We start from the raw sequence: 13,943 nt of genomic DNA on the forward strand, positions 1-13,943 counted from the left end.
GAGTCCGCGCGTCCGGACCGAGCCGGTCCCACCGGAAATTTCAGGTGCGGAGCCCGGCTACGCTGCCGGCACGTGGGGCCCGGCTCGTGATGGGCAATGACGATCAGTGAGGCAGTTCCGCTCTGGCGTAGACGAGGGCATAGACGATCAGTGCGGCGCCGAGCGCGGCGAACAGGATCCGGACGGTGACCGGGCCGAAGCGGGCCAGGGTTCGCACCACCCACCGGTATGTCCGCTGCGCCCGGGAGGTGCGACGCAATGCCAGCGCGAGTACGACCAGTGGCGGGACCAGGGCGAGTGCGCAGTAGACGACCACGATGATCGGCCAGCCCGAGGGCGGTGGCCGGTGTGACGACAGCATCGCGAGCGCGGTGAGGTAGGGGATGGCGGTCGGGGCCTGGGCGAAGCCGATCGCCATTCCGGCCAGCGCGAGCATGGCGGGCCGCCGGCGCAGGGTGATCGTCCACTCCGGTGGGGCGGCTGTTCCGGTGGTGCGTACACAGGCCAGGGCGAGCAGCACTGTGCCGGCGGCGAGTTCACCCCAGAAGCGGAGAGTAGGGGTCAGCTGGAAGTCCAGGAGTTCGGTGAGCCAGTTCAGCCCCAGTACCGTCGCCAGGCCGAAGGCAGTGGTGAGGACGAAGACGCCACCGAGGAAAGCCAGTCCGCCCGGCAGCGGCGAGCGGCGGGCCAGCCGACTGTCGATGATGACCGCGGTGGTGACTCCGATCAGCAGCACGTCGAGCGAGTCGAGGAACGCCAGCCCCGCCATTGCCAGCAATAGAGTCATCATGTCCAGACCGAACATACGGCATCACATCGCGGCTACGGACTCCGCGAACCGGTGGCCCGAGGTTCCGGCGCGGCCGGGGAGCTGTCGGATGTGGCGCTCGGCCATGACGATCAGCCCGGGTCCGCTGTGTTCGTCCGCCGGCAGCCGAAGTTCGGCGACCGGGCGCAGGCCGGCCTGCTCGATCAGGCCCAGGAGCTGTTCCGGTTGCCATCGGTGGGTCATCCAGTGAACGGGCACACCGCCGTACGCCTCGGTGCGGACCACCTCTCCGTCACCGACGTGGGTAGCGGTGATGAAATGCCCACCCGGCTTCAGGGCCCGCGCGAATACAGCGAGGACCTGGGGCAGGATATCGCGCGGGAGGTTGAACAACGACCACCATCCGAGCACGCCGCCGAGCGACGCCTCGCCGAGGTCGAGCTCGGTGGCAGAGCCGACGCTGAAGCGGCACTGTGGATGGAGCCGGCGCGCGTTTTCGATCATCCGGGGTGAGAGATCGACTCCGGTTACGTCGAGTCCGAGTTCGGTGAGATAGGCGGTCACTGTGCCGGGGCCGCAGCCGATGTCGAGCACGGGCCCGATTCGCGCACCTTGTCGGCGAAGACACCGATGGACGCCTCGTGCCACGGATAGCTGCGAATATCGCCGATTCCCGTCGTCACCACCATCTCGGCGTAGTTGTCGGCGACCTTGTCATAGGACTCACGGACGGTGTCGAGATCGGCCGGGCGATCGATAGGGCGTGCGCGCATCGGGCAACGATACGACGGTGCCGGGCGGGCTGTCCGGCACGATTCCCGAGGCGATGTGGCGACCCCTCCGATGCGCTACGGGCGCGGGGTCCCCGAACGGCTCCACGAACCCGCACACGGCTGCGGTGCTTGTGATGGTGGCCGGGTCGGTCCGGAACGGCGGGCCGCCGCGCCGATCGGTGTCGGCGCGGCGGCGGAGCGGGTGGTCAGGACGCGGGTTGCAGCGGACCGATATAGGTGCCCGGATGAGTGGCGGCGTCCTGGCGCTGCACGCTCACCCCCGCCGGCCACGGGGCCTGCAGCTGGGTGGTGGTATCCGGCGGGGTGATGACGATCGTCGCCGGGACCCAGCCGTCCGGGCCCGCCGGCAGGTAGGTGAGCACGCTGCTCACCGCGGAGCCGGGCTCCACCACCACCGGTGCGAAATCGACCTCTTGGCGGGGCAACGAGTAGGTCGGGCCGAAGGTCGGATCGTCCGGGCCCGCCAGATCGACGCCCGGGAAGCCCTGCACCGCGCAGGCCTGCGTGGAAGTGTTGGTCAGCACGATCTCCAGCGTGCTCTGACCGGGCGAATCGGACGGCCGCTCGCGGGTGCTCGGGTTCAGCGTCTCCGCGGTGCACAAGACCGGCGCGGCCGAACTGGTCGCCGCCGGGATCATGACCGCGGCCAGCGATGCCAGCACCGCGCCGGCCGCTCCCGCGGCCCGCCACTTCATCGACGTCATGGTTCCTTTCGAGATTCGATACATCACCGAGCCATTGGAACAGATATCGCGCCGGGGCGGGCGGGAAGTACCGCCGGGGCCGTGTGTCGGGCCGCGTCAGATCCGGATCAGCAATTTCGTGCCCGCACCGGTACGGAGCCGATGGAACGCATCGACGACATCGTCCATATCGCTGTCCTCGACCCAGCCCGCCGTACTGTACCCACCGGTCGACATGGTGGCGATGACCTCGTCGAAGTCGCTCGGTAGATAGGCCAGCACTCCGGTGATGGATTGCTCACCGAAGACGAGCCGGGTGGAATCGAGATCGAAACTCGTCTGGTGGACCGCGACCACGACCAGACGGCCGCCCGGTGCCAGGGCGGCCAGTGCCTGCGTCGCCGCGCTCCCGACTCCCGCGGCGTCGAATGCCACCTGCGCACCGGCACCGCCGGTCAGGTCCGCGCATACGGCGGCGATATCGGCGTGGGCCGGGTCGAGGACATGCGGGACGCCCAGTTGCGCGGCGACGAGCCGGCGCTCCGGATTGGGATCGGACAGGACGACCTGCTCGACGCCGCGGGCCCGCAGCGCGAACCACAGGCCGATACCGATGGGTCCCGCACCCGCGATCAGGGCGGTCTGTCCCGGCTGTACTCCGCCGGCGCCGACGGCATGCCAGGCGACGGCCATCGGCTCCACCAGTGCCCCGAGTCGCAGGTCCACCGATTCCGGCAGGCGGTGAGCCATCGACCGGGGCACGGTCGTGTACTCGGCCAGACCGCCACCGTGACTGGTGAGCCCGTGGAATCCGATGTACCGGCACACGTTCACCATCCCGGCCCGGCACGCCGCGCAGGAACCACAGCTGTAGACCGGACAGACCGCCACCCGGTCGCCGACCGCGATATCATCGACCCCTTCGCCGAGTTCGACCACTGTTCCGGAGAATTCGTGCCCGAGTACCTGGGGCGGCCGGGCCCCGGTGATCGGATGCGGTGTCGAGAAATCCAGTCCCGACCGGTCCGGATCGAAGTACACGTGCAGATCCGAACCGCAGATGCCGGCATAGGCGTTGCGGATCTTGATTTCACCGGGTGCGGGGACCGGATCGTCGATATCTTCGATGCGCACATCGCATCGGCCGTGGAAACGTGCTGCTTTCATTGTCGGATTCTTTCTGCTGGAGCGACGGATACGACGGCCACCGGTTCAACCGGTTGCGGCGATATCCCGGTACTGCTCGCGGAGTTCGCGTTTCAGGATCTTGCCGCTCGGATTCTTGGGCAGCCGCGGTGTGACGACGACGTATTTGGGGACCTTGTAACCGGCCAGCCGGTTCCGGCAGTGCGCGAGTACCTGCGCCTCGTCGACCGAGGTACCGGGCCGGGCGACGAGGACGGCGACCACCGCTTCGATCCACCGCGGATGTGGTACCCCCACCACCGCGGCTTCTTCGACGGCATCGATCTCGAACAGCACCTCCTCGACCTCCCGCCCGGCCACGTTCTCGCCACCGGTCTTGATCATGTCCTTGGCGCGGTCCACCACCCACAGATAACCATCTTCGTCCAGGAACCCCAGGTCACCCGAGTGGAACCAGCCGCCGCGGAAGGCTTCGGCGGTCTGGTCCGGCCGGTTGAGATACCCGATCGTGGCCTGCGGACTGCGGTGCACGATCTCACCGACCGCTCCGGCCGGAAGCGACCGGCCCTCGTCGTCGACGATCCGGGTGAGCACGTTCAGCGCCGCCCGCCCCGCGGACCCCGGCCGGGCGGCCTGATCCTCCGGGGGGAGCGCGGTCGCCAGCGAGGCCATCTCGGTCTGACCGTAGAAGTTCCACAATCGCAGGTCCGGCAATTGGGTGGTGATTTCGCGCAACACCTCGGTGGGCAGCGCGGACGCTCCGTAGTAGCCCTTGCGCAAACTGCTCATATCCCGGGCCGAGAATTCCGGATGGCTCAGCAGCGAGATCCAGACTGTCGGTGGACAGAACAGTTTGGTCGCCCGTGCGGCGGCGACGGCGCGGAGAATGGCGCCGGGTTCGGGACGGTCGAGCACAATGCTGGTGGCGCCCAGCAGGATATCGGTGTGCAGGAAATTGTCGAGCTGGGCGCAGTGATACAGCGGTAGCGAGTGGACTTCGATATCGTCACCGGACATTCCGCCGGTCACAGCGCAACTCGTGTACTGCCACATCAGCGTTCTGCTGGTGTGCATCGCGCCTTTCGGGCGTGATTCGGTCCCCGAGGTGTACATGATGCGTAGGACGTCGTCGTCCTCGACCCGGATCGGGGGCGGCGACGGATGGCCGGAGTCGGTCCACTCGGTGATCGACGGCCAGCCGGCCCTGTCGAGGCCGTTCAGCGGTATCGAGGCCCGTACGGAGACGGTCGCCGAGATCTGTTCCAGGGCCGCCTCCGCGGTACCGACGAGATCGTCTTCGACCACCAGGGCATCGGCGTCGCAGTCGTCCAGGATGTAGGCCACCTCGCGGGCGGTCAGCATGAAGTTGACCGGGACGAATACGACCCCGATACGTGCCGTCGCGAAGGAGAGCACCGGGTACTGCCAGCAGTTGTGCGAAAGGATGGCGAGCGTATCGCCTTTACGCAGGCCACCGCGGTACAGCGCGCCCGCCACCCGGTCGACCATATCCGCGAGTTCCCGGAAGGTCAGCCGGGTGTCACGGTGGACGATCGCGACCTTTTCCGGGTCACGGGCGGCCGATCGGCGCGGGATGTCTCCGAGCGCCTGCGAGCGCGCGATACCGATATCGGCGGCCGAAGACGGAATTGTCACGAGATACCTTTCGGAGATCGGTGGATCGTGCGCGGTGGTGGCGCGGCGCCGTCGCTCGCACGTACTATTCGATTGCTAGAGGGTGGCCGGTGCACCGCAGGGTGACGTATTGTCTCGCCACCGACAAGGTGGTGATCGTGTCCGCACAGACTTGGCAGCAGGCGCTGTCTCGTAAACAGCTGCTCGGCGTACTCTCCGTGCTCGACTCCTGTACGGACTCCGGGGGCGGAGCCGGGTTCAAACAAACCCTCACCGAGGCGATATCCCGGCATTTCGGCGTCCGGGACGTGACGTTCTTCCACGGCCGGACCTACCCCGAGATCTTCGCGGACCCCGAACCGCTGCTCGGCGGCGCGACCTCGCGGCTGCTCCCGGTCTATCGCGAGAGCTGGCGGGACAAGGACATCTTCACGCTCCCGCAGGCCCGGCGGCTGGTCACCGACAACGGTTTCGTCACCATGGACGAACTCGCGCGCCTGCCGCGTCCGCAACGGTCGTATGTGGTCGACTATCTCGCGCCCAACGATATGCACTCCGCCACGGCCATGCATCTGCGGCTCGCGGACGGGGAGGCCCTGGTCGGTATGTTCGACCGCATCAGGCCGTGGGACGAGACCGATCTGCTCGCGATAAGGCTGCTTGCTCATCAGTTGCGCGTCCGGACGGTCACGATCAGCGCCGCCGAGCCGGGGCCCGCCGCCGATCCGCTGGCCGGACTCTCGCCCCGCCAGATCGAGGTCGCCGAGCTGGTCAGCGACGGACTGAGCAATCAGGAGATCGCCACGGCGCTGTGCCTCTCGGAGCTGTCGGTCAAGAAATACGTCAGTCGGATCTTCGATATCACCGGCCACCGCAACCGGGCCGAACTGGCCACCGCCGTCCTCTGGCGCGGCCGGCCGGGCGGGCCCGGTCATCGCGGCAACGGAGTGTAGGCGATCACGGTCAGGCCCGAGGGCGCGCCGAGCACAGCACGGATCTCGTGACCGCCGGCGACCGGCGGCGCGGCGCTCCAGCCGAACTCGATCGCCCGCGCGATCAGCCGATCCAGATCGGGAGTGCGGGCGAGCAGGCACCACGCGGGCAGATCGCTTTCGTCGCCGAGGCTCACCGATGCGAATGCCGCCCAGGACCGGTCGTCGGTGAACGACGGCGACCCGCATACGGCGGCCATATCGCGATACCGGGCCGACCAGTTCGAGCTGTTGTGCAGGACCGTGACCCGTTCGATCAGTTCACCGAATCCGGCCGGGCGGGTGTTGTCGGTCATCGCGCCACCATCCGCATCGTCGCGACCGCGGTATCAGCCAAGCGGTGCCCCATCCGGGTCCGCTTCGCCGTCAGATAGGCGCTGTTCTCGGGTGTGAGCTCAGTTTCCAGCCCGACCGTCTGGCGCACCCGGATACCCGCCGCGGACAGTGCGGCGACCTTGTCCGGGTTGTTGGTCAACAGCCGGGCCTCCCCGATATCCAGATCGGCCAGGATCGCCGCCGCTGTGCGGTAGTCACGCGCATCCGCGGGAAGACCCAACCGCAGATTCGCGTCGACGGTGTCCAGCCCCTCGGTGTCCTGCAACCGGTAGGCGGCGATCTTGGCCGCCAGTCCGATACCGCGTCCCTCGTGGCCGCCGAGGTAGATGATCGCACCGGCGTCCGCGGCCGTCACCTCGCGCATGGCCGTCCGCAACTGGGCGCCGCAATCACAGCGCCGGGAACCGAAGGTGTCACCGGTCAGGCATTCACTGTGGATCCGCACCAGCGGTACGGTGGCGCCGGGATCACCCTTGATCAGTGCCGCGTGCTCGGTACCGTCGTATGCCGACTCGTAGACGACGATATCGAAAATGCCGTATTCCGTGGGCAATCGGGCCTGCGATCGTCGTATCACCGCCGCATTGCCGATATCTCGGCGGTACGCCACGAGATCATCGATGGTCGCCACCGCGAGCCGATGGTGTACGGCGAACTCGCGGGCTTCGTCACGTGACATCATCGTCCGGCGGTCGCCGCTGATCAGTTCGCAGAGCAGGCCCGCGGGCCGCAGACCCGCGGCACGGCACAGATCCACCGCGGCCTCGGTATGTCCGCGCCGTTCGAGAACTCCACCGGACCGTGCGCGCAGCGGCATCATATGCCCGGGCCGGGTGAGATCCGCCGGCCCGGTCGCGGGCGCGGCCAGTAGTCGCGTCGTCCGGGCCCGGTCGGCCGCGCTGATACCCGTGCCGACCCCGTCGGCCGCGTCGACGCTCACTGTGAACGCGGTGCGCAACGGGTCGGTGGGGTCGGGCACCATCTGCGGCAGATCGAGTTCGGCGAGCCGGGATTCGTCCATCGCCACGCAGAGGAATCCGGAGGTGTATTCGAGGAAGAACGCGACGGAGTCGACGGTGGCGTGTTCGGCGGCGAGGATTAGATCGGCTTCGTTCTCGCGGGTTTCGTCATCGATGACGACCACCGGCCGGCCCGCCCGCAGCTCCTCGAGACACCGTCGAACGGTATCGCCGGGCCCTGCTGTGCTGTCGAGAGTCATGAGTGAACCTTCAAACTGCGGAATATCGAGCGATGGAAGACGAGCGGATCGCTGCTCTCCGTCACGGCGAGCGCCTCGACCGCACCGACCACCAGATCGTGATCGCCGATCGGCCGGCGCATCGTGATCGAACATTCGATCCACGCATGTGCTCCGGCGATACGCGGCACTCCCGAATCACCTGGGGTCCAGCTGATTCCCGCGAATTTATCGGTACCGCTCGCCGCGAAGCCGCGGGCGATCCGATCCTGATCGTCGGCGAGAACGTTTACGCAGAACCGGCCGTGGCCGGCGATATGCGGGAGGGTGGTGGACGTCCGGCCCGCGTAGAAGCCGACCAGCGGTGGATCGAGTGAGATGGACGTGAACGAGCCCACGGTCATCCCGACCGGAAGCGCGGATTCGTCGCGTGCGGTGATGACGACGACCCCGGAGCAGAAGTGCGCCAGCACTTCACGGAACGAATCCCGCACACCGGCGGAGTTCGCGACTGTCATGGACCGGAGGGCCGGTCCGGCGTTATCGGACACTGTGGCTCCTGTTCTCCTCTGACTGTTCGGATCGACCGGGAACGGTGCCGGCACATCGGTGCGCGACACCGGCTCCGCGGTCGGGGTGCGATCAGGAGCGGGCCAGCAGGCCGGCGAGCTCGGCCAGCGCCCCGGTGTAGATCGATTCGATGGCCGTGGCGAGTGCCGATTCGACCGCCTCGGTCTCCGCGGAGAACTCTGCCCACCAGCGGATCTCGGACGTTCCGTCGGCGGACTCGGCTACCTCGATGGTCGACTCGTAGAAGTCGAGTGCCAGGGGTCCGTCGATGTACCGGTAGGTGTAGCGACGGTCGGCGTCCCGGTGCTCGACGATACGTTCGCGCGCCGGATTTCCGTCGGTGAACACCACATGCCGGATATCCCCGTCCATCCGTGATTCGCTGATCGCGGGTATCCAGTCCGCGACGGCGCCGGGATCTCCTACCCGGGCCCAGAGCTGCGCGGCCGATACGGGGAACTGCTGTACTACGTCGATCTCGGCCATCTCGTCACGCCCTGCCCAGTTCGGCTTCGTACTTCTTCGTCATATGTTCGACCGCGCGGCTGTGTTCGGCGGCCTGGCCGTCACGGACCGCTTCGGCGCGGGCGGCCGCGTCGAGCATCGGCTGGGCCTGGCCCTGGAACCACGGCATGACGTCCTGCGCGAACAGTTCGTAGGAGCGTTTGGTGGCGGCCGGATTCGCCCAGTCGTGTCCCTGGACGAGGAGGGTGCCGAAACCGCCCGATTGGTCGACCAGACGCTGCACCTGGGCACGCGCCTCGTCCGCTGTACCGATCACACCGATACCGGAGGTGTTGATGAAATCGATCATCTCGCGCTTGTTCTCGCCCCGCACATCCATCTGCGGGAACGCGGCCACATGCTGGAGATAGTCGAACCAGTATTCGATACCGTGCTCGACATCGCGGTAGGCCTGCTCCTTGGTCTCCGCGATATGGAACGGACCGACCAGACGCCAGGTGGAACGATCCACCTCGGCCGAACGCCCCGCCTGCTCCGCGAACTGCTCGAGCATGCCCCAGTGATGTTGCAGCGCACTGAAACCGTCGGCGGTGAGTGTCGCCGCGATCGATAGGAGACCGAGCCCGTGTTTGCCCGCGAGTCGGGCACCCGTCGGTGAGGCGATCGCCGCGACCACCACATCGAAGAGCGGATCCGAATACGGTGCCATCTGGATCTTCGCGTCGATCAGGGTATGGGTGCGGGTCCGGGCCGAAACCGTCTCACCACGCAGCAACCGCATGATGATCTCGGTGTTCTCCGCGAGCAGTTCCCGCGTATCGATCTGGGACAGCCCCAGCATCGCGGCATCGGTCGGCAGCGACCCCGGCCCCAGTCCGAACAGCACCCGGCCGTGGGTCAGATGATCCAGCATGACCATGCGTTCGGCCGCCCACAACGGATTGTGATAGGAAACCGAGGTCACCCCGGTGCCCAGCGCGATCCGGCTCGTCCGCGCCCCGGCCGCGGCGATCATGATCTCCGGCGATGCGTAGATCTCGGCGCCGGCGGAATGGTGCTCCCCGAACCAGGCTTCGTCGTAACCGAGCTGCTCCAGGTGCTCGACCAGTTCGAGATCTCGTTGCAACAAGAGCGTCGGGTTCTGGCCGGGCCGGTGAATCGGCGCCAGGAAAGTGCCGAATTTCAGGCGGCTCATCAAACCACTCCTTTGTGTGATGGAGGAAACAACGGCCGTAACGTTATGAGCCGGATCACTGTCGCCGACAGTCCGCGAAAGTAGACAGTCGGCCGGGGACGGGCCGGGGTGGCCGCGATGGAGAACCGGCGGCAATGTCCACTTTGGTGGACTGTGGTGATCGGGGATCGTGCCCTACCGTCGATGGATCAGGGGGCCGGAGCGCGGAGGAGATGCCATCGTGGGCGGATTGCTGCAGGACAAGGTCGCGGTGATCACCGGTGCGGCCAGTGGGATCGGGTTGGCCACGGCCCGGCGATATATCGCCGAGGGCGCGTCGGTGGTGCTCGGCGATATCCAGGACGAGCAGGGTCGGGAGGCGGCGGCCGCACTGGGTGCGCGTGCCGCGTACCAGCGCGCCGATGTGACCGACGAGGAGGCGCTCGAGGGGCTCGCCCGGCTCGCCACGGAACGCTTCGGCCGGTTGGACGTATTCGTGAACAACGCGGGGGCGCAGGGTGATCCGGCGCCGATCACCGAATTGTCCGCCGACGGATTCGACCGGACGTTCCGGTTGCTCGCCCGTTCCGCGGTGCTCGGCCACAAGGTCGCCGCCAATACCTTCCGGGCCCAGGGTGGTCCGGGTGCGATCGTGACCACCGCCAGCCTCGCCGCGCTGGAGGGCGGTTGGAGCACCGCCGGCTACACCATTGCCAAACACGCGGTGGTGGGGCTGGTACGCCAAGCCGTCGCCGAACTCGGTCCCTGGGGGATCCGGTCCAATGCCATCGCACCGGGAATCATCATGACCCCGCTGATGGCGAAAACCTTCGGCGTACCCGCCGAACAGTCCGATGCCTTCGTCGCCCATCTCGAGCAGCGACTCGGGGCCGGTCAGCCACTGCGCCGGTTGGGGACGGCCGAGGATATCGCGGACGCGGCGACCTTCCTGGCCAGCGATATGGCGCGTTACATCACCGGTGCGGTTCTCCCGGTGGACGGCGGCGCTTCGGCGGTCACTCTCGGGACCTTCGCCACCGATGTCGTCACCGCGGCCGCCGAGTTCACGGCGAAGTAGCGCCCGTGACCTGCCACCTCGATATCCCGGCCGGTGTTCCGCGCGCGGGGAGCGGCGTCAGGCGCTGATGCCCGCGGTCAGGATCGAGGCCAGTTCACGATAGGCGCCCGCGTCGTCCAGGCCGGTATCCCTACGGACGCCGCCCTGCTGGATCCGCACCATCATGGTCGCCGCGAGGTCGGCGGCGAACGCGGCGTGGACGCCGCGGAATTCTCCGGCGGCCACGCCCTCGGTGATCAGTGCGTGGACCCGGCGGGCGGCGATCCGGGTATTGCGTTCGTAGACCTCGCGGGCGGGTGCGAATGCGTCCAGGTCGGCCATGAACCCGGCCGAGGCGGCGGCCAGCGCCCGCCCGACCGCGCTCAGATAGGCGGCGATGCGTTCGCGTGGACCGGTGGCCTCGGCGACCTGAGCCTCGACATCCGCGGTGGCGCGTTTGAAGAAGTGCACCGTGGCGGCGGTGACCAGCTGTTCCTTGCTTCCGGCCAGGGTGTAGAGGGTGGATTTGGAGCATTTGAGCCGGGCCGCGATGGCGTCGAGGGTCAGCTGTGCGAAACCTTCGGCGAGGAAGAGGTCGACCAGGGCGTCGAACAGTTCGCTGCGGCGGGCGGTCGCGAAGGCCGAGGGTTGCTCCATACGTGAGATAGTACTGCAGGACTTATTGCAGTACTGTCATAGGTGTCGTTGTTGCGAATGGCATGACCAACGCCGGTACTGTGCGCGACTACCGAGTACTGGTGACCGTACGATCCGAGGAGGACCCGTGGCCGTCGACCGACTTCTGCCCACCGAGGAGGCCCGGGACCTCATCCAGCTCACCCGCGATCTCGCCGATAAGGTGCTGGCTCCGATCGTCGACGAACACGAGAAGGCCGAGACATATCCCGAGGGTGTCTTCGCCACGCTCGGAGCGGCGGGGTTGCTGAGCCTGCCGTATCCGGAGGAGTGGGGCGGCGGTGGCCAGCCCTACGAGGTGTATCTGCAGGTGTTGGAGGAGATCGCCGCCCGCTGGGCGGCGGTGGCCGTCGCGGTCAGCGTGCACAGCCTCGCCTGTCATCCGCTGCTGGCCTTCGGTACCGAAGAACAGAAGCAGCAGTGGTTACCGGAAATGCTGGGCGGCGACACCATCGGTGCCTACAGCCTGTCCGAGCCGCAGGCGGGTTCCGACGCCGCCGCCCTCGTCTGCCGGGCGAATGCCGCCGACGGCGGATACCGGATCAACGGAGCCAAGGCCTGGATCACCCACGGCGGGATCGCCGACTTCTACAATCTTTTCGCGCGCACCGGTGAAGGCTCGAAGGGTATCTCCTGCTTCCTGGTGCCGGGCGGCACCGAGGGGCTGACCTTCGGAAAACCTGAGGAGAAGATGGGCCTGCACGCCGTCCCGACGACCTCGGCCCACTACGACGACGCCTTCGTCGCGACGGAGCGGCGTATCGGGGCCGAGGGGCAGGGACTGCAGATCGCCTTCAGTGCACTGGATTCGGGCCGGCTCGGCATCGCCGCTGTCGCGGTCGGGCTCGCGCAGGCCGCGCTCGACGAGGCCACCGCCTACGCCCGGGAGCGGACAGCCTTCGGTCGCCGGATCATCGATCATCAGGGGCTCGGGTTCCTGCTCGCCGATATGGCCGCGGCCGTGGACTCCGCTCGCGCCACCTATCTCGACGCGGCACGCCGTCGTGACGCCGGGTTGCCCTATTCGCGTAATGCGTCGGTGGCCAAACTGGTCGCCACCGATGCCGCGATGAAGGTCACCACCGACGCCGTCCAGGTGCTCGGTGGTTACGGCTACACCCGTGATTTCCGGGTCGAACGCTATATGCGCGAAGCCAAGATCACCCAGATCTTCGAGGGCACCAACCAGATCCAGCGCCTGGTCATCAGCCGCGATCTCGCCGGCTGAGTAAGCGTCGGCCCGGTGCGGGGTCGGATATGCGTTCCGCGGGCCGGATGACAACTCGTCCCCGAACCGGGCCGCCTGTGGACAGTAGGGCGGTGGTGGCCGAGCGGCGCCGCCCCGAGGGACGTCGCCGCTGATCCGGGATCCGGTTACGTCGGCGACACCAGCGCGGCGCGCAGACCGGCTCGCGCCGAGACGTATTCGCCGGACAGCCGCTCGACGAGGGCCGCGGTGGGTGTGACGGCCCGGACCGGGCCGATACCCTGACCCGCACCCCAGATATCCCGCCAGGGCTTGGCGGTGTCGCCGGCGGACCCGTCGCCGGTACCGAAACTCATGGCCGACGGATCGGAGGTGGCCAGATCGTCCGGGTCCATTCCGGCGGCGATGATGCTGCCGCGGAGATAGTTGCCGTGCACGCCGGTGAACAGGTTCGAGTACACGATGTCCTCGGCGCCGGAGTCCACGATCATCTGCTTGTAGGCGTCGGCGGCGCCGGCCTCCCGGGTGGCGATGAACGCGGAGCCGATATAGGCGAGATCGGCTCCGGCGACCTGCGCGGCGAAGATCGACCGCCCGTGGGCGATCGCTCCCGACAGCAGCAGCGGTCCGTCGAACCACTCGCGGATCTCCTGCACCAGCGCGAACGGGGACTGTGTGCCCGCATGACCGCCGGCACCGGCCGCGACGGCGACGAGACCGTCGGCGCCCTTGTCGACCGCCTTGCGCGCGAACCGGTTGTTCACGACGTCGTGCAGGACGATTCCCCCGTAGGCGTGGACGGCGTCGTTGACGTCCGCACGGGCGCCCAGCGAGGTGATGACGATCGGCACCTCGAATTCGGCGATCGTGGCGAGGTCTTGTTCGAGGCGGTCATTGGACTTGTGCACGATCAGGTTCACCGCGAAGGGCGCGGCCGGAGCGTCCGGGTGGTGGGCATCGTATTCGGCCAGCTGCCCGGTGATCACGGTCAGCCATTCCCGCAACTGCGACTGGGGGCGCGCGTTGAGACTGGGGAAGGATCCGACGACTCCGGCAGTGCACTGCGCGACGACCAGGTCCGGGTTCGACACGATGAACATCGGCGAGGCCACCACGGGGAGGCGGAGCCGGTCGTGCAAAATCGATGGCAGGGCCATACGTACTCCTCGAGATCGCGGATTGCGCCGGTCGGTCCGCTCACCGCACCGGCGGGGACGGTCG

At 67.6% G+C, this 13,943-nt stretch carries 16 protein-coding genes; 3 read left to right on the plus strand and 13 right to left on the minus strand.

All coding sequences use genetic code 11. The features are described 5' to 3' along the window. Positions 1–103: 103 nt before the first annotated feature. The 6 genes from ACWEWT_RS21945 to ACWEWT_RS21970 form a co-directional block, all read right to left on the minus strand. Positions 104–790, minus strand: a complete 687-nt coding sequence (locus tag ACWEWT_RS21945; protein WP_452561481.1) for a GAP family protein — start codon at positions 788–790, stop codon at positions 104–106. A 21-nt stretch (positions 791–811) separates the two neighbouring features. Then, positions 812–1,417 carry a methyltransferase domain-containing protein gene (locus ACWEWT_RS21950; RefSeq protein ID WP_452561482.1) on the minus strand — a complete coding sequence of 202 codons (606 nt, stop codon included), beginning with the start codon at positions 1,415–1,417 and terminating at the stop codon, positions 812–814. After that, complete coding sequence (locus ACWEWT_RS21955) at positions 1,330–1,542, minus strand: hypothetical protein (protein WP_452561483.1); 213 nt, start codon at positions 1,540–1,542, stop codon at positions 1,330–1,332. The genes ACWEWT_RS21950 and ACWEWT_RS21955 overlap by 88 nt, the downstream gene beginning before the upstream one ends. A 206-nt stretch (positions 1,543–1,748) precedes the next feature. Continuing rightward, entirely contained in the window at positions 1,749–2,267 is a 519-nt protein-coding gene (locus ACWEWT_RS21960; protein ID WP_452561485.1) for a DUF4232 domain-containing protein, read from the minus strand. A 96-nt stretch (positions 2,268–2,363) separates the two neighbouring features. After that, the gene (locus ACWEWT_RS21965; protein ID WP_452561487.1) at positions 2,364–3,413 is read right to left on the minus strand and encodes a 2,3-butanediol dehydrogenase; all 1,050 of its coding nucleotides are present in this window, start codon (positions 3,411–3,413) and stop codon (positions 2,364–2,366) included. Between the two features lie 45 nt (positions 3,414–3,458). Beyond that, positions 3,459–5,048 (minus strand): fatty acyl-CoA synthetase, encoded by a 1,590-nt coding sequence (locus ACWEWT_RS21970; RefSeq protein ID WP_452561489.1) that lies wholly within the window; start codon positions 5,046–5,048, stop codon positions 3,459–3,461. A 137-nt stretch (positions 5,049–5,185) separates the two neighbouring features. Here ACWEWT_RS21970 and ACWEWT_RS21975 point away from each other — a divergent pair, with 137 nt between their 5' ends. Next, on the plus strand, positions 5,186–5,980 hold the full coding sequence (locus ACWEWT_RS21975; RefSeq protein WP_452561491.1) for a helix-turn-helix transcriptional regulator: 795 nt from the start codon (positions 5,186–5,188) through the stop codon (positions 5,978–5,980). Here the strand turns inward: ACWEWT_RS21975 and ACWEWT_RS21980 are convergent. The 5 genes from ACWEWT_RS21980 to ACWEWT_RS22000 form a co-directional block, all read right to left on the minus strand. Next, positions 5,959–6,315 carry a hypothetical protein gene (locus tag ACWEWT_RS21980; protein ID WP_452561493.1) on the minus strand — a complete coding sequence of 119 codons (357 nt, stop codon included), beginning with the start codon at positions 6,313–6,315 and terminating at the stop codon, positions 5,959–5,961. The genes ACWEWT_RS21975 and ACWEWT_RS21980 overlap by 22 nt on opposite strands. Continuing rightward, a complete protein-coding gene (gene ribA / locus ACWEWT_RS21985; RefSeq protein WP_452561495.1) occupies positions 6,312–7,574 on the minus strand; it encodes a GTP cyclohydrolase II in 1,263 nt (420 codons plus the stop codon). Before ribA ends, ACWEWT_RS21980 begins: the two co-directional genes overlap by 4 nt. Continuing rightward, entirely contained in the window at positions 7,571–8,104 is a 534-nt protein-coding gene (locus ACWEWT_RS21990; RefSeq protein WP_452561497.1) for a flavin reductase family protein, read from the minus strand. The genes ribA and ACWEWT_RS21990 overlap by 4 nt, the downstream gene beginning before the upstream one ends. 91 nt (positions 8,105–8,195) lie before the next feature. Further along, positions 8,196–8,609 carry an SRPBCC family protein gene (locus tag ACWEWT_RS21995; RefSeq protein WP_452561499.1) on the minus strand — a complete coding sequence of 138 codons (414 nt, stop codon included), beginning with the start codon at positions 8,607–8,609 and terminating at the stop codon, positions 8,196–8,198. 4 nt (positions 8,610–8,613) lie between these two features. Next, positions 8,614–9,783, minus strand: coding sequence for an LLM class flavin-dependent oxidoreductase (locus ACWEWT_RS22000; protein ID WP_452561501.1), 1,170 nt, complete (start codon positions 9,781–9,783; stop codon positions 8,614–8,616). 220 nt (positions 9,784–10,003) lie between these two features. On the opposite strand from ACWEWT_RS22000, the gene ACWEWT_RS22005 reads away from it, so the two are divergent. Then, a complete protein-coding gene (locus ACWEWT_RS22005) occupies positions 10,004–10,840 on the plus strand; it encodes an SDR family NAD(P)-dependent oxidoreductase (RefSeq protein ID WP_452561503.1) in 837 nt (278 codons plus the stop codon). Between the two features lie 57 nt (positions 10,841–10,897). On the opposite strand, the gene ACWEWT_RS22010 is transcribed toward ACWEWT_RS22005, so the two are convergent. Continuing rightward, positions 10,898–11,476 (minus strand): TetR/AcrR family transcriptional regulator, encoded by a 579-nt coding sequence (locus tag ACWEWT_RS22010; protein ID WP_452561505.1) that lies wholly within the window; start codon positions 11,474–11,476, stop codon positions 10,898–10,900. A 127-nt stretch (positions 11,477–11,603) separates the two neighbouring features. Between ACWEWT_RS22010 and ACWEWT_RS22015 the strand changes: the two genes are divergently transcribed. Further along, positions 11,604–12,743: an acyl-CoA dehydrogenase family protein gene (locus tag ACWEWT_RS22015; RefSeq protein WP_452561507.1), complete on the plus strand. Its 1,140-nt coding sequence runs from the start codon at positions 11,604–11,606 to the stop codon at positions 12,741–12,743. A gap of 146 nt (positions 12,744–12,889) precedes the next feature. On the opposite strand, the gene ACWEWT_RS22020 is transcribed toward ACWEWT_RS22015, so the two are convergent. Further along, complete coding sequence (locus ACWEWT_RS22020) at positions 12,890–13,879, minus strand: NAD(P)H-dependent flavin oxidoreductase (protein WP_452561509.1); 990 nt, start codon at positions 13,877–13,879, stop codon at positions 12,890–12,892. Between the last annotated feature and the right edge of the window lie 64 nt (positions 13,880–13,943).

Source organism: Nocardia sp. NPDC003963, assembly GCF_053605105.1.